The organism is Frigoribacterium sp. Leaf164 (genome assembly GCF_001423665.1).
GTDB classification, from domain to species: Bacteria; Actinomycetota; Actinomycetes; order Actinomycetales; family Microbacteriaceae; genus Frigoribacterium; species Frigoribacterium endophyticum.
On the sequence record NZ_LMOX01000003.1, the window covers coordinates 840,408 to 866,277 of the forward strand.

The 25,870-nt window shown below is 72.3% G+C and carries 20 protein-coding genes and 1 pseudogene; 3 read left to right on the forward strand and 18 right to left on the reverse strand.

Going from position 1 to position 25,870, the window contains the following annotated elements; genetic code table 11:
* The first annotated feature begins 25 nt into the window (after positions 1-25).
* On the forward strand, positions 26-1,960 hold the full coding sequence (locus tag ASF82_RS11855; RefSeq protein ID WP_156370116.1) for a hypothetical protein: 1,935 nt from the start codon (positions 26-28) through the stop codon (positions 1,958-1,960).
* A 107-nt stretch (positions 1,961-2,067) separates the two neighbouring features.
* Here the strand turns inward: ASF82_RS11855 and ASF82_RS11860 are convergent, their stop codons facing one another.
* The 7 genes from ASF82_RS11860 to ASF82_RS11890 form a co-directional block, all read right to left on the reverse strand.
* On the reverse strand, positions 2,068-6,477 hold the full coding sequence (locus ASF82_RS11860) for an FtsK/SpoIIIE domain-containing protein (protein WP_082514599.1): 4,410 nt from the start codon (positions 6,475-6,477) through the stop codon (positions 2,068-2,070).
* Positions 6,474-7,115, reverse strand: a complete 642-nt coding sequence (locus ASF82_RS11865) for a hypothetical protein (protein ID WP_056057232.1) — start codon at positions 7,113-7,115, stop codon at positions 6,474-6,476. The genes ASF82_RS11860 and ASF82_RS11865 overlap by 4 nt, the downstream gene beginning before the upstream one ends.
* A 38-nt stretch (positions 7,116-7,153) precedes the next feature.
* A complete protein-coding gene (locus ASF82_RS15795; protein WP_235491275.1) occupies positions 7,154-7,651 on the reverse strand; it encodes a hypothetical protein in 498 nt (165 codons plus the stop codon).
* Positions 7,652-7,818: 167 nt separating this feature from the next.
* On the reverse strand, positions 7,819-8,286 hold the full coding sequence (locus ASF82_RS11875; protein ID WP_162240274.1) for a hypothetical protein: 468 nt from the start codon (positions 8,284-8,286) through the stop codon (positions 7,819-7,821).
* A 47-nt stretch (positions 8,287-8,333) separates the two neighbouring features.
* Positions 8,334-9,557: a hypothetical protein gene (locus ASF82_RS11880; RefSeq protein ID WP_156370120.1), complete on the reverse strand. Its 1,224-nt coding sequence runs from the start codon at positions 9,555-9,557 to the stop codon at positions 8,334-8,336.
* Between the two features lie 47 nt (positions 9,558-9,604).
* Entirely contained in the window at positions 9,605-9,907 is a 303-nt protein-coding gene (locus tag ASF82_RS11885) for a hypothetical protein (protein ID WP_056057239.1), read from the reverse strand.
* A 67-nt stretch (positions 9,908-9,974) separates the two neighbouring features.
* Positions 9,975-10,268, reverse strand: a complete 294-nt coding sequence (locus ASF82_RS11890) for a WXG100 family type VII secretion target (RefSeq protein WP_056057240.1) — start codon at positions 10,266-10,268, stop codon at positions 9,975-9,977.
* Between the two features lie 99 nt (positions 10,269-10,367).
* On the opposite strand from ASF82_RS11890, the gene ASF82_RS11895 reads away from it, so the two are divergent.
* Positions 10,368-11,069, forward strand: a complete 702-nt coding sequence (locus ASF82_RS11895) for an FHA domain-containing protein (RefSeq protein WP_156370122.1) — start codon at positions 10,368-10,370, stop codon at positions 11,067-11,069.
* 91 nt (positions 11,070-11,160) lie between these two features.
* Here the strand turns inward: ASF82_RS11895 and ASF82_RS16180 are convergent.
* The 3 genes and pseudogenes from ASF82_RS16180 to ASF82_RS11905 all read right to left on the reverse strand — a co-directional run.
* Positions 11,161-11,344, reverse strand: a 184-nt coding sequence (locus tag ASF82_RS16180; RefSeq protein ID WP_235491276.1) for a hypothetical protein, incomplete at its 5' end; no start/stop codon positions are given.
* A gap of 2 nt (positions 11,345-11,346) precedes the next feature.
* A pseudogene (locus ASF82_RS11900) lies at positions 11,347-13,542 on the reverse strand (ATP-dependent helicase); the annotation flags it as partial.
* Positions 13,543-13,600: 58 nt separating this feature from the next.
* Positions 13,601-14,623, reverse strand: coding sequence for a glycerophosphodiester phosphodiesterase family protein (locus ASF82_RS11905; RefSeq protein WP_056059086.1), 1,023 nt, complete (start codon positions 14,621-14,623; stop codon positions 13,601-13,603).
* Positions 14,624-14,899: 276 nt separating this feature from the next.
* Here ASF82_RS11905 and ASF82_RS11910 point away from each other — a divergent pair, with 276 nt between their 5' ends.
* Positions 14,900-15,733, forward strand: a complete 834-nt coding sequence (locus ASF82_RS11910) for a Bax inhibitor-1/YccA family protein (protein WP_056057249.1) — start codon at positions 14,900-14,902, stop codon at positions 15,731-15,733.
* A gap of 891 nt (positions 15,734-16,624) precedes the next feature.
* Here the strand turns inward: ASF82_RS11910 and guaA are convergent.
* The 8 genes from guaA to ASF82_RS11950 form a co-directional block, all read right to left on the reverse strand.
* The gene (guaA, locus tag ASF82_RS11915) at positions 16,625-18,211 is read right to left on the reverse strand and encodes a glutamine-hydrolyzing GMP synthase (RefSeq protein ID WP_056057252.1); all 1,587 of its coding nucleotides are present in this window, start codon (positions 18,209-18,211) and stop codon (positions 16,625-16,627) included.
* Positions 18,208-18,651 (reverse strand): DUF3817 domain-containing protein, encoded by a 444-nt coding sequence (locus ASF82_RS11920; RefSeq protein WP_056057264.1) that lies wholly within the window; start codon positions 18,649-18,651, stop codon positions 18,208-18,210. The genes guaA and ASF82_RS11920 overlap by 4 nt, the downstream gene beginning before the upstream one ends.
* An 88-nt stretch (positions 18,652-18,739) precedes the next feature.
* Positions 18,740-19,567, reverse strand: a complete 828-nt coding sequence (locus ASF82_RS11925; protein ID WP_162240275.1) for an SURF1 family protein — start codon at positions 19,565-19,567, stop codon at positions 18,740-18,742.
* Between the two features lie 97 nt (positions 19,568-19,664).
* The gene (locus ASF82_RS11930; RefSeq protein WP_056057271.1) at positions 19,665-21,257 is read right to left on the reverse strand and encodes a cation:proton antiporter; all 1,593 of its coding nucleotides are present in this window, start codon (positions 21,255-21,257) and stop codon (positions 19,665-19,667) included.
* A 6-nt stretch (positions 21,258-21,263) separates the two neighbouring features.
* Positions 21,264-21,794 (reverse strand): cation:proton antiporter regulatory subunit, encoded by a 531-nt coding sequence (locus ASF82_RS11935; RefSeq protein ID WP_056057274.1) that lies wholly within the window; start codon positions 21,792-21,794, stop codon positions 21,264-21,266.
* A 223-nt stretch (positions 21,795-22,017) separates the two neighbouring features.
* Positions 22,018-23,880 carry a glycerol-3-phosphate dehydrogenase/oxidase gene (locus tag ASF82_RS11940; RefSeq protein WP_082514601.1) on the reverse strand — a complete coding sequence of 621 codons (1,863 nt, stop codon included), beginning with the start codon at positions 23,878-23,880 and terminating at the stop codon, positions 22,018-22,020.
* A gap of 113 nt (positions 23,881-23,993) precedes the next feature.
* Entirely contained in the window at positions 23,994-25,115 is a 1,122-nt protein-coding gene (locus ASF82_RS11945) for a GuaB3 family IMP dehydrogenase-related protein (protein ID WP_056057277.1), read from the reverse strand.
* A 134-nt stretch (positions 25,116-25,249) separates the two neighbouring features.
* Positions 25,250-25,615 (reverse strand): hypothetical protein, encoded by a 366-nt coding sequence (locus tag ASF82_RS11950; protein ID WP_056057282.1) that lies wholly within the window; start codon positions 25,613-25,615, stop codon positions 25,250-25,252.
* Between the last annotated feature and the right edge of the window lie 255 nt (positions 25,616-25,870).

Sequence of the window (25,870 nt, forward strand, 5' to 3'; positions counted from 1 at the left end):
GCGACACCTTCGCCAGGGTCATCGCATGACCTCATCGCACCGCCCTCCCAGGCCACCTCGTCCTGCTCTCCTCACGGCCCTCCTGATCGTCCTCGCCCTCGTGGCCGGGCCGCTCTGGCTCGCGGCGCCCGCCACGGCCGTCACGGGTGCGGGCCTCGGCACCGGCCACCTCTGGCGCGGCGACGGCGTCTCGTACCTCGGCACCTACCGACTCGACGACGGGCGTCAGGCCTTCTGCCTCGAGGCCGGCAAGTCGTCGCCCGTCGGCAACCACTACGACACGGAGACCGGCTCGGAGGTGGTCGGCGTCTCGACCGCCGACCACGCTCGCCTGGCCTACATCGCCCGCACCTGGGGCGACACCACCGACGCCGACACGGCCGCTGCGGGGCAGCTCGCGGTGTGGACGATCACGGGGCTGAACGGGCACACCCAGCGGTACTACGCGGGGCGCGCCAACGAGCGCTGGCCGATCGTGCTCGACCGGGCCAACGAGATGCTGGCCGAGGCGACGGCCGCAGCGTCGACCTCCGTCACGGCGTCGACCTCCGTCGAGCTCCGCGACGACGGCACGGGCACCCTCCGCTCCGACCTGTCCGTCGACCGGGTCGGCGGCGGGCCCGAGCTGCTCACGCCGCAGCACGACGGCACCGTCGCCCTCACGGGCGGGGCGTTCGCCGACGGCTCGACGACGGCGGTCGTCCAGAACGGCGTCGACCTCGACTTCCGCGCGACCGGCGACCTCGCCCAGGTCGAGGTGTCGGCCGACACGCGCTTCGACGGGCTGCCCTATGGGCGCATCGTCACGGCCGGAACGAGCCCGGCCGGCTCGCAGCGCATCCTCTTCTCCGGCGGCACCAGCGTCGAGGCCTCGGGCGCGGCGAGCGCCGAGGCCCTCTCGCCGCTGCCCTTCCGCCCCCGGGTAGAGACCCGCACCAGCGACGTCGTCGCCGAGCCCGGCACGACGGTCACCGACCAGCTCACCGTCGACGTGCTGCCGGGCGAGGGGCTCCTCTCGGAGTGGGGCCGCCACGACGTCGCGGGCACGTGGCAGCCCGTCCCCGTCACCGTGCGCAGCCGCCTCCTCGGCCCCTTCCGGGAGCCCGTCGCGCGCGCCGACGACTGGCCCTCCGACGCGCCCGTCGTCTGCGACGTGAGCGTCGTCGTCGACGAGGGCCCCGGCACCTACACGACGCCGGGCTGCGAGCTGCCGAGCGGCGGCTGGTTCACGTGGGTGGAGACGATCGACCCCTCCGACACCCCGGTCGACGCGGGCCGGGACCGCGTGCAGGGCTGGCGCTCTCCCTTCGGCACCGCCTCCGAGACGACCTTCGTCCCGTGGGCGCCCGAGGTCTCCACCACCGTCGTGGGGGCCGACCAGGTCGAGCCCGGCGCTTGCGTCAGCGACGAGCTGACCGTCACCGAGTGGAACGGCCAGGCGCCGGAGGCGCGGGTCGACACCGTTCTCGTCGGTCCCTTCCCCGAGGCCCTCGCCGCCGGTCACGACCTCGGCCCGATCGCGGAGATCGACGAGGCCCTGCTCGCCGGCCGGGCCACCACCACGGTGAGCGGCGACGGCACCTACGAGTCGCCGTGCCTCCCGGTGGAGCGCGAGGGCCACTACGTGTTCCTGTTCACGTCGGAGGGCTCCGTGCCCGACGACGACGGCGTCCAGGTGGTGCCCGCGTTCGCCGACACGACCGTGCACCTCGCGGAGTCGTTCAGCGTGGTGGCCCCCGAGGTCCCCGAGCTCCCCGCCGAGACGCCCGCGCCGGCGGCGGCACCGACGGGGCTGGCGTTCACCGGGGCGGACGGCAACCTGCAGGCGGGTGCGGCGGCGCTGGGCGTGACGCTGGCCGGGGCCGTGATGCTCGTGGCCTCCGTGGCGCTCCACGTCCGTCGTCGCCGACGTGGCCACGGAGACACCGCCGAGGAGCTGCTGGTGTCGAGCGCCCCCTGACGTCCTCACGGCGCACCCGCGGGACCGCAGGCCTCCTGGCCTGCGGTCCCGCGGTCCCGCGGTCCCGCGGGTCTGCGGGCCCAGGCCTCGCCGCCCGGCCGGGAACGTCAGCCGCGGGGCACCGTCACGGGCACGGTGACGCCGTCGCCGAGGTGCACGTGGGCCCGCCCCGGTCGGGAGCGAGCTGACGTGGCGCTGCGGGCCAGCTGTGCCCCGACGAGCTCCCCGTCCGAGGTCGCCCTCGGGCTGAGCACCGCGCCGCAGCGGTTCCGGCGGAGGTCGGCGTGCCAGCCCATGAAGCCGACGCCGAGGTCCGCGGCCGACCCCGCGGCCACCAGGGCACCGGGCCCGTCGGCGCACGAGCGCACGAAGTCGGCGAGCCACGCCGCCGCCGGGGCGTCCTTGACGAGCTCGGCGTCGTCGACGACCAGCACCCGCCCTTCCGGTGCCTCGTCGCCGAGGACGGCGTCCAGCTCGTCGGAGCGGAGGTCGGGGCCGCGCAGCACGGCCACCACCCCGGGCAGCCCGTCCAGGTCCCGGAGCGGTGACGACCGCGGTGTGACGACGACCACCTCGAGCCCCTGGGCGAGGAGGGACCGCACCATGCTGACCAGGACGGTGCTGCGTCCGCTCCGTGGCGGGCCGCCGACGACGAACGTGCCCGGAGCGTCGGCGAGGCGCGGGCCGACCGGCACGAGGTCGTCGCCGCCGATCCCCACCATCGCGAAGGCGCCGCCGAGGGCCGCGGGATCGTGACGTGACCACGCGCCGTCGAAGGTCAGGTCGCCCTCCAGCCGGTCGAGCCGGAACGGCCTGCGGCCGGGCGGCACGGCGAGGTCACGGCGGACGGCCTCGCCCGCCGCCTGGCGGAGGGCCTCGGCCTGGGCGCTGCCCGAGGGGTCGGCACCGACCACCGCCACCTGGGTCTCCGCGCCGCTGACGGTGTCCGCTCCGCGCCCGGGGCCGGGCTCGTCGGGCATCGACCTGGGGTCGAGGCCCGCGAGGCCGTAGTCGGCGCGGTCGGCCATGCGCAGGACGAGCTTGCGCTCGACGAGCGTCGCCATCCTGCCGCTGACGAGGAGCCGGTCCCCCGTCACGACGAGGTGCACGCCGACGGCTGCCCCCTCGCGCAGCAGGAGCGTGACGAGCTCCACCGGCTCGCCGAGGTCGAGGTCGCCGAGGCTGGCGACGAACCCCTCCCAGGGGTCGATCATCAGCACGACGTGGGGCAGGCGGTCCTCCTCCGGGGCGGCCCGGCGCTGCTCCGTGACGCTGGCCCAGCTGCCGGCGGCGAGCACCGTCTGTCGCCGGAGCGTCTCCTCCACGAGGCGTGCCAGCAGGCGGCGCGCCCGCTCGACCTCCGTGCGGCGCACGACGGCGCCGGTGTGCGGCGCCGACGCGAGCGGGAGCAGTGCCCCGCTGCCGCAGTCGATGCCGTAGAGGTGCACGTCGGCGCTCGAGGTGTGGCGGATGATCGACGCCGCCAGGGTCCGCAGCACCTGCGACCTCCCGCTCCGGGCGGCGCCCGCGACGAACAGGTGCCCGTCGACGTCGAGGTCGAGTGCTGCTGTCCGCCGGGCCTGTTCCCGAGGGTGGTCCTCCAGCCCGAAGGGCAGGGGCGGCAGGGTGCGCGGTGGTCCGCCGCCTCCGGCCTCGGCACCGACGAGGTGCTCCAGCTCGACGAGGGCAGGCAGCGCGTCCAGCCAGGGCCGGTGCGGCCGCTCCCCGCCGCGGAGCGCCTCGGCCTCCACCACGGCGGCGACGAACTGGACCAGGTCGGTCGTCTCGTGGTCCTCGACGGCGGCCGTCGCGGGCGGCCGGGGCGCCGGCCCGGCCGCCCCGTCCCACGACAGCCGGGCCGACCAGGTGCCGTCCGGTCGGGACTCGCGCTCGGCGCGGCCGCCGACACGCCCCGCCTGGAACGGCACGAGCGCCCCCGCGCCGAGGCGCACCAAGGCGCGCCCCGGTGCGGACCGGGGGATGCGGGAGGCGTCGGCGGCGTCGATGACGTCGGTGCTCTCGCCGGCGTCGGTGACGCGGAGGGCGATGCGGAGGTTGGTGTTGGCCCTGATCTCGGACGACACCACTCCCGACGGTCGCTGCGTCGCGAGCACGAGGTGGATGCCGAGGGACCGCCCCCGCTGGGCGACGTTCACCAGCCCGGTGACGAAGTCGGGCAGCTCCCGGGCGAGGCTCGCGAACTCGTCGATGACGATGAGGAGGCGGGGCAGGGTCGGGAGCGTTCCGCCCTCGGACCGGCCACGCGCCTCCTCGTAGTCCTCCAGGTCCTTGGCCTCGGCGAGCGCGAGCAGCTGCTCCCGACGGTGGAGCTCGGCGCCCAGGCTCGTCAGTGCCCGCTGGACGAGGTGCGGGTCGAGATCGGTGACCATGCCCACGGTGTGGGGCAGCGGGCCGCAGTCGCGGAACGCGGCGCCGCCCTTGTAGTCCACGAGCACGAAGGTCATGGAGTCGGGGGCGTTGGAGGCGGCGAGCGAGGCGACGACGCTCTGCAGCAGCTCCGACTTGCCCGAGCCCGTCGTGCCGGCGACGAGGGCGTGGGGTCCGTCCCGCCTCAGGTCGATCGAGAAGGGACCGTCCACGCCCTCGCCGAGCAGCACCTCGGTGCTGGGCGCCCTCTCGGCCCAGCGCGCGAGGACGGCCCTGCCGCTGGGGCGGTCGAGGCCGAGCACGTCGAGGAGGCGGGAGGACGTCGGCAGTCCGCCGGCGTCGCCCCCGTCGTCGACGTCGACGACGGGGGCGAGCGCCCGCGCGACGGAGTCGTGCCAGCCGACGGGCAGGGCGTCGACCCGCACGTGCTGGACGTCGGCCTCGCGGTGGGCGGAGAGCTCGTGGGCGCTGCGCCCGGCCTGCACGACCGTGACGCACTCCTCGGGCAGTGACCGTCGGTCGGAGTCGAGGCAGAGTGCGACGACCCCGACGGCCGGTCCGTCGCGGAGCACCGTGACGAGGCCCGGCAGCGCCCGGAGCCGGCGTGAGCCGTCGACGACGACGAGCACGTCGGGGGCGTCCAGCACGGCGCCGCTCGACTCACGGCGGGCCCGCTGTCGCGCGTCGACGACGGCGGCCAGCTCGGTGAGCCTCCGGGCGACGGACTCGGAGTCGTTGCCGAGGCGGACGCGGCTGTCCGCGTCTCCCTTGTCGGGGCGGGCGTGGGGCACCCAGGCGAGCCAGCCCCAGTGCTCCTCGGCGTCGCGGTCCGTCAGCACGACGACCATGAGGTCTCGAGGGCTCTGGAGGACGCAGAGCTGGGCCACCATCCACGCGGCGAGCGCCCGGCGTTCGGGGGTGCGCCCGTGCAGCCCCACGACGCCCCGGTCGGCGAGCGCCACGGTGACGGGCACGGCCCGCGCGGGGCTGGCGACGGTGCGTCGGTGCTCCAGCAGGTCAGGGTCGTCGAGGGTGACGCCGGAGGGCAGGTCGGCGACGCCGATCCGCACGGTCAGGTGGTCGGGGTCGTCCCGGCGCCGTTCCCAGAGCCGGGCGCGACGCCGGACGGCCAGGTCGAGGAGCGTCGCGGCGTCCGGGCAGCTGGACCGCAGCTCGTCCTGCCGACGCACGACCGCCTCCGCGGCGTCGGCGGCCACCGCCTGGCGGGTGGCCGCGTGCGACGCGAGGGCGTCGCGGTGCGTGACCCGGCCGTTGCGCCGGTCGTACAGGTAGTTGCCGATGAGGATCACCGGCGAGAGCAGTCCGAAGACGAGGAAGGTCGGGTTGTCGAGCACCAGCACCATGACGCCGCCCATGAGGAGCGGGGCGGCGGCGGCGACGATCGGCAGGGGGCGCCGAGGGGGCGCCTGCGGCTGCGCCGGGTACCGGAAGGCGGTCGTCGGGGGCTCGGGCAGGAGTCGCGGTGGGCGTGCGTGCTCCAGTCGGCCTCCGCCCTCGGCGAGGCCGATCGCGGCGGAGGCCGTCCCGGCGTCCGCGACGCCCAGCAGCACCTCCCCCAGCTCGACCACCGACGACGGCGTCAGCGCCACCGTCGTCGTCAGCGGCACGCCGTCGACGGTGACGGGCGGGACGTCGGCGTCGTCGCAGGCCACGGGAGTGATCGAGAAGCGCGATGCTCCGTCGAGCTGCACGAGGGCCGCGACCGGGGCCACTCCTCGCGCGGCGAGACGGACCGTCGCCTCGGGCGCCGATCCGACCACGACGGTGCCGGGGTCGACGTGGAAGACCGTGCCGGCCCCGGGGCCGCCCACGATGCGGATGCTGGGCAGGTCGGGCGGCAGTGCGGCGACGCCGGGAGGACCGCCGATCGTGAGGACGCTGCCCTCGAGCACCGTTCCCTCGGCGATGCGCACGCTCTCGGCGACGCGGGCGCCGTCGACCGTGACGGCGGTGCCGAGAGCTGCGGCATCCGGACCGTCGGCGCGGATGCCGACCAGCGGTGCAGCCTGTGCGACGAGCTCCCCCACCGTGGTGTCAGGCGAGGTCTCGAACACGACGTCGGCCGAGGCGCCCGTCGCTCCGTCGCGGACGGTGACCGTGAGCCTCACGTCGCCCTGACGACGCTGATGCCGTCGACGAAGGCTCGCGCCACCGGCACCTTCACGGGGACGAACTCGGGCGGGCCGACGTCGCACGTGACCCGGAGGTCGAAGGGCCCCGAGCGGAACGCGAAGATGCTGGTGACCGTGATGCCGCCGTCCAGCTCGGCGTAGCGCAGCCCGTAGACGCCGAGGCCGAGGGAGTCGGTGGTCACGTCCTCGAGGACGGACGGCTCGATCCCCGGCAGGTCGCTCTCGAGGACGAGCTCGCGGAGGGTCGCCTCCCGGTCACCGTAGACGAGGCCGAACTGGATCCGGAGCAGGCTGAGCTCGCTGCTCAGCGAGGGCAGGTACATGAACTTGAGCTCGTTGGGCGTCTGCCAGGTCGCGAGCCGGTCGAGCACCTTGACGAGCCACTTCTTGCCGGCCCGGGTCGGGGCCGCCGTCCGGGCGACGACGTCGCGGACGGTGGCGGCTATCCACGACCTGGCGGTGTCGTGCCCCTGGTGGGGCCATCGGGCGGGCAGGGCGATCCAGAGCCCGGGGTCGTGCTCGACGAGCACCTCCCACCCGTCGGCGGTGCGGGGATCGAGGCCGTCGTCGCCCGTCGGCTGGATGTCGTCGGAGGTGAGTTCGTGGTGCGTCATGCCTGTTCCTTCTCGAGAGGGGCGGGCGGGTGCGCCCGTCATGTCGTGGGTCGATCGGTGATGACGCGCCCCTGGTCGTCGAGCCAGCGAACGGTGGTCATCATCGCGTCGAAGAGCTCGACCAGCGCGTCGGCCACCGCCTGGGTCTCGTCCTCAGAGGTGTCGGGTGAGGCGCCACCCTCGAGCTGGGCCACCATGACCGCGAACGAGATCAGCACGTCGTCGTCGCCGGGAACGCAGCTGATGACCGTCTTGGCGCGGAGGACCCGCATGCCACCTGTCACAGGCCGCTCGGCGCCTGACGAGACCGACGAGACGCAGATGGCAGGCTCTCCTCCGATCAAGAGCGACTGCCTGCCTCTCGCCCCTGCGAACGATTCGCGAGGTCCTGCACGCTGCCCCGCATCCTCGACGGTCACGGACGTGACGACGATGCTGAGGCTGACCCCGCAACCCGGTACCGGGCCTGCCGTGACGTAGGTGTCGAGGACACGCCCCAGACCGGCCAGCTCCTCGAGAGAAGTCGTCGCACTCACGCCCGAGTGTGAGATTCCTGGACCGTCGCGCTCGTCAGCGCCCTCCCGGACGAGCTGGAGGATGTCCTGCAGGTGGACGGCGCCAGGAAGACGGATCACGGCTGGTGGGACTGCAAGGCGGTACGACCTTGCGCTGACAGGCGATCCTCGGGAGACGTACGAGCTCGTCATGCCGGTGCTCCCTCCGGAGGGCTGTCAGGGTGGGCTGAGTCGCTGACGCCATGGAGCAGATGGCTCGTCGCGATGATCACGACAGCGAGCACGAGGCTGACCCAGATCGTGCCTTTCACGAGCGTCGTGAGCAGGTCCGGTCCGGGACCGGCTGCCGAGAAGACGTGACTGATCGCGATGGAAGGTGCCGTCGACAGCACCCATCCCAAGGCCGAGAGATACGGACGGAGGACGTGGATGTGCCGGGCTGGACGGCGGACGTACCTCACCAAGACCGCGGTCTGCCAGGCGTTGCCCACGACGAACAGCAGCCCCAGGACCATCGAGGGCAGGACGCCGAGAGTGACCTGAGCGAGCGGATCCTCTCCTGCGGTCTCCGCCATGACCATCCTGAAACGAGTCGTGAGGATGACGATGACACCGAGGACGAGGTTCCACGCGACGGCGACCCGGACGATGGCCACGGACCTGCGGAGCGAGGGATCGTCCGGACGATCGACCGATGCCCGCGTCACCATGCGGTTCCGTTCTCGATGCGGAGGGTGGTGGCGTCGCGGAGGTCACCGAGGAGGGGGTCCAGCCACCCCGTCGAAGCATCGACCGCCCTTGCTGCGGTCACCCCGGCACTCGCGGCCCGGAGGGCCGTCCCTGCGACGAGTAGACGGTCGAGTCTCGCCACAGTCTCGGCTCCGGCCCTCGCTAGTGCAGCGGTGGACTCGATGCTCCAGGTAGAGAGTCGCCCGAGTTCGGGGTCACCGAGACCGCGCATGCGTCCTCGCAGGTCGAGGGGACCGTCCATGATGGCTCGGTGTTCACCGTTGACGGCTTTCACGGCTGTGCTCAGCGGCACGCCCCCACGCTGCAGTTCCGCGACGCGTTCGAAGGCCACCTTGGCGACCGAGGTCTTCGCCGCGGCCTTGAGGGCCGCGCCCCCCACCCCGAACGTGGCGAGTGACACGATGCTGATCCCCAGCTCCATGAGGCTTCCCGTGCCTGCCGCCGCCCGAGCCGCCTCGGTCGCTGTCGACGCGAGCATCGTCGCCGTGGCCACGACGCCGATCCACGCCGTGAACGGGCAGAGGAAGGACGCCAGCATGAGGGCCAGACCGATGTAGCCCAGCGCTTCGGTCAGCAACTGGATCCACGCGTCGTTCTCTTCCATCCACTGCTGGAAGGATTCGTAGGCGGCGCTGGCGACGCCCCGGACGTCATCCCACCAAGAGTCGACGAGACCGTCGGAGGTGACGTCGTCGAAGCGGGCGATCGCTGCCTCCGCGGCGACTTCGAGGGCGGCTACAGCGGCGTCGACCTTCCGACCCTGGGTCACGACACGGCCGCCCGCCTCGTCCTCACGGAGGCGCTGGACCCGAGCCAGCTCGTCGTAGTCTCGTTGCGCTTCCTCGGAGGTCGCCACGAGAGCCATGCCCTCGTACTTCTCCGCGAGCTTCGCGGCTGCGTCTCGGTCTGCCACCGCGGCCTCGTGCTCTCGCGCCGCGGGGCCAGCCTCCTCCTGGGCCTGCCGCAACGCGACGGCGTAGGCGTGGAGGGCTTCCCCTGCTCCGGCGTAGCGCGCGTGGGCTGCTTCGAGCTGCTCGGCCACGGTGCCCGATCGGTCGAGGAATGCGTCGATGGCATCGCTCTGAGCCCCCTCGGAGTCGAGCTGCCGGAGGGCTCGCGCTGCCGTCGCGATCACCTCAGCGGTCTGGTGGAGACGCGCTGCGGCGAAGAGGACCATCGCCGGATCGCCCGGGACGCTCGCCGCCGAGAACGGACCATCGACCCTCACGACGTCGCCTCGTCACCGGCGAAGGCTGCGGCGAGCCCCTCATCGGCTTCCGCGAAGCCCTCGGCGATCGACGTGGCCGAGGTGCCGAGGCCGCCGATGGAGTCCGCGAGCTCGCGGCGAGTGTCGTTCCAGCTGGTCGAGAACGACTCCACGCGACCGGAGAGGCGGGCGTGGCCGAGGTGCTCGGGCGAACACGCCACCGAGTCGGCAGCCTCGAAAGCGGACCGGACGCCTGCCAAGGTCGTGGTGAGTCGCCCGAGCGCCTCGGCGTCGAACGACAGGGATGATCTGGGGGTCATGCGTGCTCCTGAGCGAGGTGGCCGCGCCGTCGCCGGCACGGCCACCGGGGTGGTCAGCGGTCAGGGGTCAGCGGAGGCTGGCGGCCAGCTGCTCGTCGGCCGCCTGCAGGGTCTCGGCCGCGTTCTCGAGGAACCGCGCCATGCTGTCCAGGGCAGCGATGGTCGTGCTCGCACCGGTGCTGAACTCGCCGTACGTGGTCGCGAACGCCTTCGAGGAGCTGTCGGTCACGTAGCCCGAGGCCACCAGGTTGTCGATCTGCCCCTTGAGGCGTGAGAGCTGCTCCTCGATCGACGCCTGCCCGGTGCGCAGGTGGGTCGCCTGCGTGCGCAGGTCGTCGTAGGTCACGGTCACGTTGGCCATGGGTTCTCCTGTCTCGTCGAGCCGTCAGGAATGACGACTGCCATGAATATTCCACATGAGACAGACTGGTCGCACCACTTTCCACAGAATGGACGAGAAATGACCAGAAGAAGGAGCCTGGGGAGGCGCGGGGCACCACCCGAGGGCCCGATCGTCGTCGACGCCGCGGCCGTCGCTGCGCTGCGCGACCAGGGCCTGCTGTCACGGGTGCAGACGCTGCCTCCGCCGCCTCCCGAGGGTCTGGTCACAGCCGTTCCCGCGGCGGCCGCCGTCATCCCGCCAGGCCCCGCCGTGCCCCCTCCCCGACGGCACGTGCCCTCGCCCGCGCCCGCCGACCTCGACGACCTCGACGACCTCGACGACCTCGACGTGACGGTCCTCCGTCCGCGCTCCTACGAGCTCGTCCTCCCCGACGGCGAGGGCGTCCCTGTCGACCGCGACGGTGTCGTCGTGGGCCGGCGCCCGCGGCACGCCGCGCCGCCACCCGGCGTCTCGACCCCCGCCGCAACAGCCGCGACAGCCCCCGCGGCGGCCCTCACCCCCCTGACAGCTCCCTCGGCGTCCGTCACCGTCACGGACGAGACACGTCAGCTGTCGCGCGCCCACTTCCGCGTCTGGGCCGACGACGCAGGGGCCGTGGTGATCGACGACCTCCACTCCGCGAACGGCACGACGCTCCTCCGCCCCGACGGCGGGCCGGTCACGGTCGAGCCCGGGGTCGGCGTGCAGCTGACGCCCGCCGACACGATCGTCGTGGGCGACCACAGCTTCACGCTGCGGCGGTCACGCCCCGCCCCCTGACGACGAACCACGTCGTCGCACCCGAACCACGCCGCGGCGTGGTTCCCGTGCGAGAACATGGTGCGCGCCGCGGAACCGCCGGTGGAGACCGCTAGATCTTCTCGATCGGCGCGACCTTGATCAGCAGCTTCTTGCGGCCAGCCGTATCGAACAGCACCTCGGCGATGCGCCTAGCGCCGACGCCGGTGACGGCCATGACGCGACCCTCACCGAAGTCGACGTGCGAGATGCGGTCGCCCTGCTCGAGCTCGAGGTCGCCGTTGTCGCGCACGGTGNNCGCCGCGGTCGCGCGGTCGTAGCTGCCGCCGCCGTAGCCGCCGCTGGCGCGCGGGGTCGAGCCGAGACGGTCGCCCGCACCGCCCTCGCGACGTGCGTTGAGCGCCCGCGGCTGCGTGCCTCCTCGGCTGTTGGCCATGCCGGGCGACTGCTTCCAGTCGATCAGCTCGACCGGGATCTCTTGCAGGTACCGCGACGGCATCGCCACGTTCACCTCGCCGAACTGCGCCCGCGTCATCGCCAGCGAGAGGAAGAGGTGCTTGCGGGCGCGCGTGATGCCGACGTAGAACAGCCGTCGCTCCTCTGCCGGGCCACCGGGCTCGCTCGCCGACATGCGGTGCGGCAGCAGGTCTTCTTCGACGCCGGTGAGGAAGACGGCCTCGTACTCGAGGCCCTTCGCCGTGTGCAGCGTCATCAGCGACACGGTGCCGCTCGTGTCGTCGAGGTCGTCGGCCGCGGCGACCAGCGTCACCTCGGTGAGGAAGTCGAGCAGGGTGCCGTCGGGGTTGTTGCGCTGGAACTCCTTCGTCACCGCCACGAGCTCGTCGATGTTCTCGGCACGGGCCTCGTCTTGCGGGTCACGCGACGCGCGCAGCGCCTCGATGATGCCGCTGCCCTCGATCAGCGTGGTGAGGATCTCGTGCACCGGCGCCGTCGCGGCCGTGGCCTGCACGCCGTCGAGCAGCTGGCCGAGGCCCGTAATCGCCCCGGTGACCTTCGGGCCGAGACCCAGCTGGTCGGCGTTGCGCAGCGCCTCGCGCAGCGGCGCCTCGTGCTGGTCGGCCCAGCGCTGCATCGCCGTCTCGGTCGCCGGCCCGATGCCGCGCTTCGGCACGTTCATGATGCGGCGCAGCGCCATCGGGTCGAGCGGGTTCGCGACGGTGATCAGGTACGCCATGGCGTCCTTGATCTCGGCGCGCTCGTAGAACTTCGTGCCGCCGAGCACCCGGTACGGGATGGCCGAACGGATGAAGATCTCCTCGAGCGCTCGGGTCTGCGAGTTGGTGCGGTAGAACACGGCCATGTCTTTGTAGGCCATGCCGCCCTCGCGCAGCTTGGCGATCTCGTCGGCCACGAACTGGGCCTCGTCGTGCCCGGTGTAGCCCGTGAACCCGGTGATCTTCTCGCCCGCGCCGACCGTCGTGAAGAGGTTCTTCGCCTGGCGGTCGAAGTTGTTCGAGATGACGGCGTTGGCCGCGTCGAGGATGTTCTGGGTCGAGCGGTAGTTCTGCTCGAGCAGGATGACCTTCGAGTTGGGGAAGTCGCGCTCGAACTCGACGATGTTGCGGATGTCAGCGCCGCGGAAGGCGTAGATCGACTGGTCGGAGTCGCCGACCACGGTGAGGGAGGCGCCGGGGATCCGCCCGCTGCCGTCGCGCATCGACTGCACGTACTGACCGCCGCGCTCGAGGTCGTCGACGATCTCGGGGTCGACCGGCCGCGTCAGCTCGCGGATCAGCGCGTACTGCGCGTGGTTCGTGTCTTGGTACTCGTCGACGAGGATGTGCCGGAACCGCCGCTGGTAGAGCGCGGCCACGTGCGGGAAGGCCCGGAAGAGGAAGACCGTCTGCGCGATCAGGTCGTCGAAGTCGAAGGCATTCGCCCGCTGCAGCTCGCGCGTGTACTGCCGGAAGATCTCGAGGAACATCACGTCTTGCGGGTCGCCCGCGTTGATCTGGCGCGAGTAGGTCTCGACGTCGGTCAGCTCGTTCTTCAGCTTCGAGATCTTGCCCGACGCCTGGCTGACCGTGAAGCCGAGCGAGTCGGCGTCGAGCTCTTTCAGGATGCGCTTCAGCAGCGCGCGGGAGTCTGCCGAGTCGTAGATGGTGAAGCTCTTCGTGAAGCCGAACTGCTCGGCCTCGCGCCGGAGGATGCGCACGCACGCGCTGTGGAACGTGCTGATCCACATGCCCTCGCCGGCCTGGCCGACGAGGTGGCCGACGCGCTCGCGCATCTCGGCCGCGGCCTTGTTCGTGAAGGTGATCGCGAGGATCTGGCTCGGCCAGGCCTCGCGCGACGCGATGAGCCCGGCGATGCGCCGGGTCAGCACGCTCGTCTTGCCCGAGCCGGCACCGGCCACGATCAGCAGCGACTGCCCGCGGTACTCGACCGCTTCTTTCTGCTGGGGGTTCAGCCCCGCGGTCAGAGGGTCGCCGGAACCGCCGGCAGCGTCAGAGGGCTCGAGCACGATCGTCATGGCGGGCCCAGTCTAGGCGGGGCCCCCGACACCGGGCAGGGGGCCGCCCGGCGCCTCCTCAGAGCCCGTCGCGCACCGCGATCGCGAGGTCCGGCTGGTCGGCGAAGACCCCGTCGACGCCGAGCTCCATCAGCGCCTGGAACTCCGACTCGTAGTCGCCCGTCGCGGCCTTCCCGCCGGCCTGACGGTTCGCCTTCGCGAGGAAGTGGTTCTCGATGCGCAGCGTCCAGGTGAAGACCTCGAGGCCCGCCGCGTGTGCGCGGTCGACGACCCGCGACTCCGTCGTGCCGTCCGGGGCGACCAGGGTCGACTTGTCGAGCGAGACGCCGTGCAGCCCGGCCGCGGCGAAGCCCGCCAGCGAGGCCTCGTCGAGCTGGTCGACGTAGGGCGTCGCCGCCGAGCCGTCGCGGGCGACGAGGTCGGCCGCGGCGCCCGCCTTCTCGAGCAGGTAGACCTGCCGGCCGCCGACCCCCCGCTCGCGCAGCTGGCCGAGCACCGTCTGCTCGAAGCTCTCGACGGTGAGGCGCGGGTCGTCCGTCCAGCCCGCGGCGGCGAGCTCGGCGGCGAGCAGCTCGTCGAGCGGCAGCCCGATCGAGGCGAACCACGTCGCGCGCTTGACCTCGGCCACGAGCCCGACCGGACGCTCGGCCCCGTCGAGGATCGCGAGGAGGTCGCTGAGGCGCTGCACGCGCCCCTCCCCGTCGTGCGCGGCGCTGCCGGGCCGGAGCTGCGGCAGGCGTTCGCGCACCCGGAGGGTCGACAGCTCGGGCCAGGTGAAGTCCTCGGTGAACCAGCCCTCGACGACCCGGCCCTCGATCTCCTTGGTCGTGCGGCGGTCGGCGAACTCGGGCCGGTCGGCGACGTCGGTCGTTCCCGAGACCTCGTTCTCGTGCCGGAGCACGAGCACGCCGTCGCGCGTCGCGACGAGGTCGGGCTCGATCGCGTCCGCGCCGAGCTCGACGGCCAGGCGGTAGGCGGCCTCGCCGTGCTCGGGGCGGTAGCCGCTCGCGCCGCGGTGGGCGATCACGAGGGGCGTGGCGGCACGCGGGGAGTCGGTGGTCGAGGAGGCGGGGGAGGTCACGTCGGCCACGCTAACCGCCCCCGGCCCGGCCGACGCCCCCGTGGGCCCGACGAGCGCCCCCATCCGTGCAGACAGTGCACGTTCGCCCGTCGCGAATGTGGCTCTCATCAGGCAGATCCCCAGCCCGTGCCCGGCCGACACGCGTTAGCCTTTCCCCACGGCGACACGGGTGGACGAGAGCGAGCCCGCGCCGGGCCACGTGGCCCGGCGGCGACCCGGCAGCACCGCTCCGGGTCACCACGTCATCGTCGACAACGCGATCAGAAGAGGAACCCCTTGGCATTCTCGAATCCCGGCTTCAGTCAGTCGCCGGCCTTCTCGGAGAAGGGCGGGCCCGTCATCCGCCAGCAGCAGGCCGACGCCCGCACCGTCGCCTACGACGGCATGACGGCCGAACAGCTGCAGGAGCTCTACACGAAGCCCGCGGCCGGCCCCGACCAGACCGACCGCATGACCTACGAAGACACGATCACGAAGACGCTGATCGCGTTCGCCGTGGTCGTCGTCGGCGCGGCCGTCGGCTGGTTCATCCCCGCCCTGGCCTTCGTGGGCGCGATCGCCGGCTTCGTGCTGGCCCTCGTCAACATCTTCAAGAAGAAGCCGTCGCCCGGTCTCGTGCTCGCCTACTCGGCGGCGCAGGGCCTGTTCGTCGGCGGCATCTCGAGCATCTTCGAGGCCCAGTGGGACGGCATCGTCACCCAGGCCCTGATCGGCACCGTCTCGGTCTTCGTCGTCACGCTGCTGCTCTTCAAGAGCGGCAAGGTACGCGAGTCGGCCCGGGCCACCAAGGTCTTCATGATCGCGATGATCGGCTACGCCGTCTTCTCGCTGCTCAACGTGGGCCTGATGCTCTTCGGCGCCAACACCAACCCGTGGGGCCTGCGCGGCGCCGAGATCTTCGGCATCCCGCTCGGCTTCATCATCGGCATCCTGGTCGTCGTCATGGCGGCCTACTCGCTGGTGCTCGACTTCACGCAGGTGAAGACGGGCGTCGAGCGCGGCGCCCCCCGCATCTACGGCTGGTCGGCCGCCTTCGGCATCGTCATGACCGTGATCTGGCTCTACGTCGAGATCCTGCGCATGCTCGCGATCCTGCGGGGCAACGACTAGCCGACACGGCTGCACCACATCGAGCGGGGCTCGTTCCGAGAGGGGCGGGCCCCGCTCCTGCGTGCGGGGAGGAGCCGCCCGCGCCGAGCTGCGCTTCGCGCCGCTGCCCTGCCCGCGCCCGAGATGCCCCCGCGCGCGTGCACCGCCCGCCTCGCAGCGGGTCGAGACCTCGTAATTTGAGAGGATTCACGCCCACGAGGTGGCAGTGGCCGGTCAGCGTGGCGCTCACGGCACGAGACGCTCTCCGTTCACGGACGGAGGCGGCGAAGGAGGCAGGGGCGTCGAGAGGAGGCCCCGGCCGGGGACTGGCACCCAGTTCTCGCACGGGAACCCTGCCGCGGCGGGGTTCGTGTGCGAGGACGGGGTTCGGGGCGGGACGGGACGGGTGGGGTCCGGGATGCATGAGCCTGGATGGCCGGGGCGGGCGTGGCCTGCGGCGTCGTAGGTACCGGGTGGGGACGCTACTGGGTGGGCACCGGGGGCGGGGGCGCCCCCGGAATGAGAGAGCCTGAACGCTTCGCGTTCAGAGCGGCTCGGTCGGGCGTGGCCTATGCCGTCGTAGGTACCGGGTGGGGACGCTACCGGGTGGACACCGGGGGCGGGGGCGCCCCCGAAATGACCGGGGCTGAACGCTTCGCGTTCAGAGCGGCCCGGGGGCGGGCGTGGCTGGCGGCGTCGTAGGTACCGGGTGGGGACGCTACTGGGTGGGCACCGGGGGCGGGGGCGCCCCCGGAATGACCGGGGCTGAACGCTTCGCGTTCAGAGCGGCCCGGGGCGGGCGTGGCTGGCGTCGTCGTAGGTACCGGGTGGGGACGCTACCGGGTGGGCACCGGGGGCGGGGGCGCCCCCGGAATGACCAGGGCTGAACGCTTCGCGTTCAGAGCGCCCCGGTCATTCCCATTCGATGGTGCCCGGGGGCTTGCTGGTGACGTCGAGAACTACTCGGTTGACGCCGTCGACCTCGTTCGTGATCCGGTTCGAGATCTTGGCGAGCACGTCGTAGGGCAGGCGCGTCCAGTCCGCCGTCATGGCGTCCTCGGACGAGACGGGGCGCAGCACGATCGGGTGACCGTACGTGCGGCCGTCGCCCTGCACGCCGACCGAGCGGACGTCGGCGAGGAGCACGACCGGGCACTGCCAGATCTCCTCGTCGAGGCCGGCCGCGGTGAGCTCGGCGCGGGCGATCGCGTCGGCCTTCCGCAGCAGCTCGAGGCGCTCGTGCGTGACCTCGCCGATGATGCGGATGCCGAGGCCGGGCCCGGGGAAGGGCTGACGGCCGACGATGACCTCGGGCAGGCCGAGCTCGCGGCCGATGGCGCGCACCTCGTCCTTGAAGAGCGTGCGCAGCGGCTCGACGAGCTCGAACTGCAGATCCTCCGGCAGGCCGCCCACGTTGTGGTGGCTCTTGATGTTCGCCGTGCCCGTGCCGCCGCCGCTCTCGACCACGTCGGGGTAGAGCGTGCCCTGCACGAGGAACTTCACCGACGCGTCGCCCTCGGCCGCAGCCTCGAGCACGAGCGCCTCGGCGGCGCCCTCGAAGCTGCGGATGAACTCGCGGCCGATGATCTTGCGCTTCTGCTCCGGGTCGGTCACACCGGCCAGGGCGTCGAGGAACTGCTGCTCCGCGTCGACCGTCACGAGGCGGACGCCCGTCGAGGCGACGTAGTCCTCCTCGACCTGGCGACGCTCGTCGGCACGCAGCAGGCCGTGGTCGACGAAGACGCAGACGAGCTGGTCGCCGACAGCCTCGTGCACGAGGGCGGCCGCGACGGCCGAGTCGACGCCGCCGGAGAGGCCGCAGATCACCCGCGACGAGCCGACCTGCTCGCGGATGCGGGCCACCTGCTCGGCGATGACGTTGCCGCTGTTCCAGTCGGCGGGGATGCCGGCGGCGCGGTGGAGGAAGTTCTCGAGCACGGCCTGGCCGAACGACGAGTGCTTGACCTCGGGGTGCCACTGCACGCCGTAGAGCTTGCGGGCGTCGCTCGAGAAGGCGGCGACGGGGGTCGCGGCGCTCGAGGCGAGCACGTCGAAGCCCTCCGGGGCCTTCGAGACGGAGTCGCCGTGGCTCATCCACGTCGTCTGCGAGGTCGGCTGCCCCGAGAGCAGGGTGCTCTCACCGGCGGCGAGGGTCACGTCGGTGGCGCCGTACTCGCGCTGGCCCGTCTGCGCGACCTCGCCTCCGAGAGCCTTCGCCATCGCCTGGAAGCCGTAGCAGATGCCCAGCACGGGCACGTCGAGCTCGAGGATGGCCGGGTCGAGGGCGGGCGCGCCCTCTTCGTAGACGCTCGACGGGCCACCGCTCAGCACGATGCCGACCGGGTTCTTGGCCGCGATCTCGGCGGCGGTGATCGTGTGCGGCACGATCTCGGAGTAGACGTTGGCCTCACGCACCCGTCGGGCGATCAGCTGCGCGTACTGCGCGCCGAAATCGACGACGAGGACGGGGCTCTGCGCCGTCTCGGTGGCTTCTGTCACGCGGGGGCTCCCTGGGTCTTCGGGGTGGGCTCGGCGACCAGCTCCGCGTGCTCACGCAGGGCCAGCTTGGTCATGTGGCTCTCGACGAAGAACGAGAGGAAGGGCACGACACCGCCGAGCGCGATGATGATGAACCGCGAGAACGGCCAGCGCATCAGGCTCCAGAGGCGGAAGTCGGCGAAGAGGTAGACGACGTAGAGCCAACCGTGGGCGATCAGGATGGCCGTCGAGAGGTTGAAGCCCTCGGTGATGCTGTCTTTCGGGACGAGGAAGCCGCCCTGCCCGCCGAGCTGCATCTCGAGCTGCAGCGGCGTGTACTTGAACACCATCTCGAAGACGAGCAGCAGCAGCATCACGCCCGTGACGTAGGCGGAGATCTTGTAGAACTTCACGGCACCCGGGATCTTCGGGATGTCGCGTTGCCGGGGCTTCAAGGGCATGGGGTCGATCCTACTCGGGGCGGGACGGGGGTCGAGCGCCGCTGCGGCGGGCGACCCGGAGGTCGGGAGGGGAGACGGGAGGAGCGGGTCAGGCGGCGACGTCGGCCGCCAGCCGCGCCTCCTCCGCCTCGTCGATCTCGCGCTCGAACGCGTCACGGACGAGGCGGAACCAGAGGAAGACGGCGAAGCCGGCGAACACGACCCACTCGATCGCGTAGAAGACGTTCAGCCAGTTCAGCGACACGTCGTCGACCGGCGCCGGGGAGTAGATGGCGTCGAGGCCGCCCCATGGCTCGGAGGCCACGACGTAGCCGGCGTAGACGTCGCCGCTGAAGTCGGACCACTCGTTGACGAGCGCCGCGACCGAGACGACCGTCTCACGGCCGTCCTGATAGGCGCCGTCGGAGGGCGCGTCGCTCGGCGAGTACCGGCCGACCAGCGACACGTCGGAGCCGACCGGCACGGCGGCCTCGGCCGCGACGGCCTGGTCTTCGGTGGGGGCCCAGCCGACCGCGACCGCCACGGAGGCGCCGTCGGAGTCGTCGACCAGGCGGCCGATCAGCCACCAGCCCCGGTCGCCGTCGTTGACGCGGTCGCTGACGACGCGGAAGTCGTCGGCGTCGAACTGGCCGGTGACGCTGACCATCTGACCCCCGACGCGGTCGAAGAACGGGGACTGCGGCTCGACGGTGTCGGAGAGCACCTTGACGGTCTCGGTCTCGGGGTTGACGACCTTGCCGCTCTCGATGCTGCGCTCGATCTGCCAGTGGCCCAGCCAAGCGAAGATGCCCGCGATGACGAGCGCGAGCGCGAGCATGGCGATCCAGCGCGGCCGACGGGCCACCTGCCACATGGAGTCGGGGAGGTCGGAGCCGTCGGGAGCGCTCGTGACGGGATGGACCTCGAGGCGACTCACGGGGGCCATCGTACCGTCGGCCCCCGACGGCCCCGCTGTGCGTCCGCTGCGCTCAGCCTGGCGCTCCGCGTCGAGCAGCGCCCCCCCCCGATGACGCTCAGTACTCGGGGTCGCGCTGCCGCGTCGCCCGTTGGTCGGACTGCTGCCCGGCCTGCTCGGCCCACATCGCCCGCTCGGCCGCGCTCATGCCATCGACCTCCGAGTCGTCGTCGAGGTCACCGTCAGGGTCGCCGTCGCCGCCGTCGCCGCCGGCGGCGCCGGTCGGCGAGGTCGCCACGTCGAGCTCGTCCACGACCGGCCGTGCGTGGTCGAGCTCGTCGACCACCACGGTCCGTCGACGGCGGGGCACCGGCGGGTCGTCGAGGTCGGGGTCGTCGAACAGGCCGGAGTCGGGGTCCGGGTCGCGAGCGATCGTGTCGCCGGGCTCCTCGCCGGCGAGCGCCGCCTCCATCAGGGCGATCTCGTCGGCGTGACGTCCCTCGCGCTGCTGGCGTCGCGCCTCCGCCGCGGCCTTCTCGGCCCGGTGACGCGACCGGAACAGCACGGCGCCGATGCGCTCGGAGTTCGCGGCGAGCAGCGGGCCGATCACGGCCATGATCAGCACGTAGAGGCCCGCGAAGGGCTGCAGCAGCGGGTTCAGCCCGGCGCCCGCCGAGAGCGTCGCGAGGATGAGCGCGAACTCGCCGCGGTTCTGCAGGATGAACGAGGTGTTCAGCCCCGCCTGCGGCCCGAGCTTGTTGAGCCACGCGACGAACTGGCCCGCGACGAGGTTCAGGCCGATCGTGATGCCGACGGCCGCGGCCACCGGGCCGAGCACGCTCGGGAAGAGCGACGGGTCGAGCCCGAGGCCGAAGTTGAGGAAGAAGAAGGCGCCGAAGACGTCGCGCATCGGCAGGGCGAACTGCTCGACCCGGTTGCGGTACTTGGTCGCCCCGATGATCAGGCCGATGAGGAAGGCCCCGATCGCGTCGGTGACGCCCAGCACCTCGCCGAGGCCCGCGAAGAGCACGGCGAGCCCGAAGAAGAGCACGGTGAACAGCTCGTCGTCGCGGGTGCGCATCAGCTTCGACACGACGCGGCCCCCCCACCGCGCGACGCTGAACATCACGACGAGGAAGACGAAGGCGATGCCGAGCTTGAGCACCACCGGCCCCGGGTCGGTCTCGCCGCTCAGCACGACGGAGACGATGGCGAGGTAGATCGCGATGAAGATGTCCTCGACGACGGTGACGCCGAGGATCATCGGCGTCTCGCGGTTCGCCAGGCGGTTCAGCTCGATGAGCAGCTTCGTGACGATCGCGCTCGACGACGTCGCGGTCATGCCCGCGACGATCAGGGCCTCGCGGGTGCCCCAGCCGAGCATGAAGCCGAAGGCCAGGCCGACGCCCATGTTGACGGCGATGTAGGTGCCGCCGGAGACGATCAGCCTGCCCGCGTTCGAGAAGAACTCGTCTTGATCGAACTCGAGGCCCAGGTTGAACAGCAGCAGGATCAGGCCGAAGATCGCGATCAGCTCGATGCTGTGCGCGTCGAAGCTGAGCGGGAACCAGCCCGTGTTCGTGCTGGCGAGCAGCCCGACGAGCATGTAGATCGGGATCGACGGCAGGCCGATCAGCTTGCCGAGCCGCCCGAGCACGTAGGCGAGCAGGAGGAGGATGCCGAGGACGATCAGCTCTTCACCCAGGTGCACCGGCGATCAGCTCCCGGGCGGCGAGTCGACCGGGGCGCGGTGCCCGAACGTGCCCGTGCGGTACCAGGAGAACGCCTTCGCGACCTTCTCCGGCGACCCGGCGACGACGAGCGTGTCGCCCGGGAACACCTTGAAGTCGCCCGACGGGGCGGGGTTCGCCGCGTCGCCGCGGACGACGGCCACGACCGTGAGTCCCACGACGCCCTTGGCGCCGAGGTCGCCGAGCGGCTGCCCGGCGATGTGGTCGTCGTAGTCGACGGTGAACCAGTCGATGCTGAGGCCGGGGATCTGGTCGAGCGCGGAGAGCGACTCGGTGATGCGCGTGCCGCCGAGCAGCTCGGCGAGGGTGTGCGCCTCGTCTTCGCTGAGGCGCAGGGAGACCTTCGTGACGTCGGCCCCGTCGGCGTCGTCGCTGAAGGTGATCAGGTCGCTGTGGCCCGAGCGGTGCGTGATGACGCCGCACTTGCCGCCGTCGTCGGTGATGAAGGTGTGCAGCACACCCACGCCGGGGAGCTTGACTCGACGCACGTCAACCATGGTTGGTCTCCAGGAGGATCGGGGGCAGTCGTCTCAGCCTAGCGGCGGGCTCCGTCGCGCTGGCCGGGCTGCTCATGGTGGGCACAACAGGGCCCCGGGCCCCGGTGTTCCCGCCTCGTGGCCGCGTTCTCGGCGGGCGGACCTGCGGGAGGCGCGGTGCCCGCCCCACGGGCACCGCGCCTCCCGCAGCCTGGTCGCGTCGCGACCCCGCCTCGCCCTCGGCTCAGCCCTCGCGGCCTCCCGGCTCGCTGGCGCGCGCCGGCTCGTCGGCGGGCGTGCCGGCCGGCTCCGCCACCGTCTCGCCCGGCTTCGGCGCGCCGCCCTGGTCGGCGCCCGGCACCTTCATGTCGTCCTCGTCGAATCCGAACGTGATGTCGGGCGCCTCGAGGCGCACTCGGTCGGCCGAGGCGTCGTCGGGCTCGAGCTGGCTGGCCCGCTCGGCGGCGACGCGCTTGAGGTAGTTGCCGACCTCCTCCTCGGTCTCGGAGTCGGACCAGCCGTGCACCTCGGCCATGAGGCGGGCGGCCACGGGCGCGGCGGACTCGCCGCGGTCCCACGCCTCGATCGAGATGCGGGTGCGACGGGCCAGGACGTCCTCGAGGTGCAGGGCGCTCTCGTGGCTGGCCGCGTAGACGACCTCGGCGGCGATGTAGTCGTCGGCGCCGGGCAGCGGCTCGGCGAGCTCGGGCCGCTCGCGGATGAGGTCGAGCAGCTCGTCGGTGAGCGTGCCGTAGCGGTTCAGCAGGTGCTCGATGCGGACCTTGTGCACGCCGAAGGCCTTCGCGATCTTGCCGCGCTTGTTCCACGCCGCGTGGTAGCCCTCGGCGCCGAGCAGCGGGATCTCCATCGTCGTGCTCTCGGGGATGCGCCCGTCGAGGGCGGCGACGGCCTCGTCGATGGCGTCCTCCGCCATGACGCGGTAGGTCGTCCACTTGCCGCCGGCGACGACGACGAGACCGGGCACGGTGTGCGCCACGATGTGCTCGCGCGACAGCTTCGAGGTCTGGTCGGACTCGCCGGCCAGCAGCGGGCGGAGCCCGGCGTAGACGCCCTCGACGTCGTCCCGCGTGAGCGGGACGGCCATGACGCGGTTGACGTGCTCGAGGATGTAGTCGATGTCGGCGGCGGTCGCGGCCGGGTGCGCCTTGTCAAGGTCCCAGTCGGTGTCGGTCGTGCCGACGAGCCAGTGGCGGCCCCACGGGATGACGAACAGGACGCTCTTCTCGGTGCGGAAGATCATGCCCATGTCGGAGTGGATCCGGTCGCGGGGCACCACGAGGTGCACGCCCTTGGAGGCCCGGACCTTGAACTGGCCGCGCTCCCCCACCATCGCCTGCGTGTCGTCCGTCCAGACGCCGGTCGCGTTGACGACCTGCTTGGCGCGGATCTCGAAGTGCTCGCCGGTCTGGTAGTCGTGGGCCTTCACCCCGACGACGCGCTCGCCGACCTTCACGAAGCCCTCGACGCGGACGCGGCTGGCCGCGTGGGCACCGTAGCTCGACGCCGTGCGGACGAGCGACGAGACGTAGCGCGCGTCGTCGACCTGGGCGTCGTAGTAGGTGAGGCCGCCGACGACGGCGTCCTTCGAGAGGCTCGGGATGGCCCGGAGCACCTGCGTCTTGCTGAGGTGGCGGTGGTGGGGCACCCCGGGCGGGCGCCCGCCCGTCCAGCTGAAGATGTCGTAGAGGGCCATGCCGGCGCCGATGTAGAAGCGCTCGTACACGGGCTTGCTCAGCGGGTAGAGGAAGCGCACGGGCTTGACGAGGTGCGGGGCGAGCCGCTGCAGCAGCAGGCCTCGCTCGATGAGCGCCTCGCGCACGAGGCGGAAGTTGAGCTGCTCGAGGTAGCGGATGCCGCCGTGCACGAGCTTCGACGACCGGCTCGACGTGCCGGAGCCCCAGTCTCGCGCCTCGACGATGCCCACGCTGAGGCCGCGGGTCACGGCGTCGAGCGCGGAGCCCGCCCCGACGATGCCACCCCCGATCACGAGGATGTCCAGCTCTTTCTCCTTGAGCGCCTCGATGGCGTCGGCCCGTTCCTCCGGACCGAGCTTCGAGGAGAGGGATGCGGACGCGGTCGTAGCCATGCGGGGCCTCCATCGTTGGATCGGCGCGGGCCTGAGCCCGCCTCGTCGCCCATCCAACGCCCGTCAGCCTGACAACGGTGCGTGAGATCGCCCCGCTGGGGACGGATCGAGGTCTAGTGCGGCTGGTAGGGAGCCACGACGACCTCGCTGCGCTGGAACTCCTTGAGGTCGCTGTAGCCGGTCGTGGCCATCGCGCGGCGCAGGGCGCCGACCAGGTTGGCCTGGCCGTCGACCGTGGAGGCCGGGCCGTAGAGGATCTTCTCGAGCGGGCCGACCTGGCCGACGTGCACGCGACGGCCTCGGGGCAGCTCGGGGTGGTGCGCCTCGGCGCCCCAGTGGTAGCCGCCGCCGGGCACGTCGGTGGCGCGCGCGAGGGCGGCGCCGAGCATGACGGCGTCGGCGCCGCAGGCCACGGCCTTGACGATGTCGCCCGACGTGCCGAGCCCGCCGTCGGCGATGACGTGCACGTATCGCCCGCCCGACTCGTCGAGGTAGTCGCGGCGAGCGCCCGCGACGTCGGCGACCGCGGAGGCCATCGGAGCGTGGATGCCGAGGGAGGCGCGGGTCGTCGAGGCAGCGCCGCCCCCGAACCCGACGAGGACGCCGGCCGCGCCCGTGCGCATGAGGTGCAGCGCTGCCGTGTACGTGGAGGCGCCTCCCACGATCACGGGGACGTCCAGCTCGTAGATGAACTCCTTGAGGTTCAGGGGCTCGGTGCTCTTCGACACGTGCTCGGCCGAGACGGTCGTGCCGCGGATGAGGAAGAGGTCGACGCCGGCGTCGACGACGGTCTGGTAGAGCTCCTGGGTGCGCTGCGGGCTGAGCGAGCCAGCGACGGTGACGCCGGCGGCGCGGATCTCGGCGATGCGAGCGGTGACGAGCTCGGGCTTGATCGGCTCGGCGTAGATCTGCTGCATGCGGGCGACGGTCTCGTCCTCCGGCAGGTCGCGGATCTCAGCGAGGACGGACTCGGGGTCGTCGTACCTCGTCCAGACGCCCTCGAGGTCGAGCACGCCGAGGCCGCCGAGTTGGCCGATGCGGATGGCCGTCTCGGGGCTGACGACGGAGTCCATCGGCGCGGCGATGATCGGCGAGTCGAACTGGAACGCGTCGATCGACCAGCTCACCGACACGTCTCGGGGGTCGCGGGTGCGCCGGCTCGGGACGATCGCGATGTCGTCGAACGCATAGGCGCGGCGCGCGCGCTTGGAGACGCCGATCTCTACCTCAGTCACCGTGCCACCCTACCGGGTGCCGCCCCGCGCCGAGCCCGGCGGCCCGCGGCCCGCCCCGGTGCCCGGCCCCGGCACCCGGCCCCGGCGTCCGTCGCCCGCACCCTCGGAGCACGGGCGAGTCCGACCCCGACGGTCTACGACGCTCGCCCCCGTTGGTCGTACTCGCCCGGAACGTGTCGGCGGGGGACGACGAGACCCGCCGAAGCCAACCTCGCGGCGAGCCGACCGAGGTCGAGGGCGTCGTCCCATCCCCAGCGGGCGAAGCCGTTCACCTCGGGAAGGCGTCGCACGGCGTTCTCGCGGTCCTTCTCGTGGAGGAGCGCCTCCTTCGACGAGCGCCCCGCCACCATGCCCTCGTCGAAGTACTTGTCGGTCCCGTCGGCTTCGCCGGCCACTCCCTCGCTCGCCCACCAGAAGTCGAGGGTGGCGACGTGGCGACCCTCCTCGCGGAGGACGTGCTGGAGGACCGGGTCGGGCAGCCCCAGGAGGCGGATGCCCACCTCTCAGCCCAGACCGACGTCTCGACGCACGCCCCGCGGCGGACCCGCACCAGGGCTCCTCGGGCGTGGGACCGTCGGAGCATCGCCGGGTCGAGACCGAGCGAGGAGACGTCGCGACTGAGCAGGAGTCCGGGGCGGTGGACGGTGATGAGCATCCGCCCAGGATCGTCCGGGGCAGGCAGCGGCTCCTCCCCCGGCGCCCCACACGGGGACCACGGGCCACGCGCACCCCCTGGGAAGGGACGATCGCCCGGG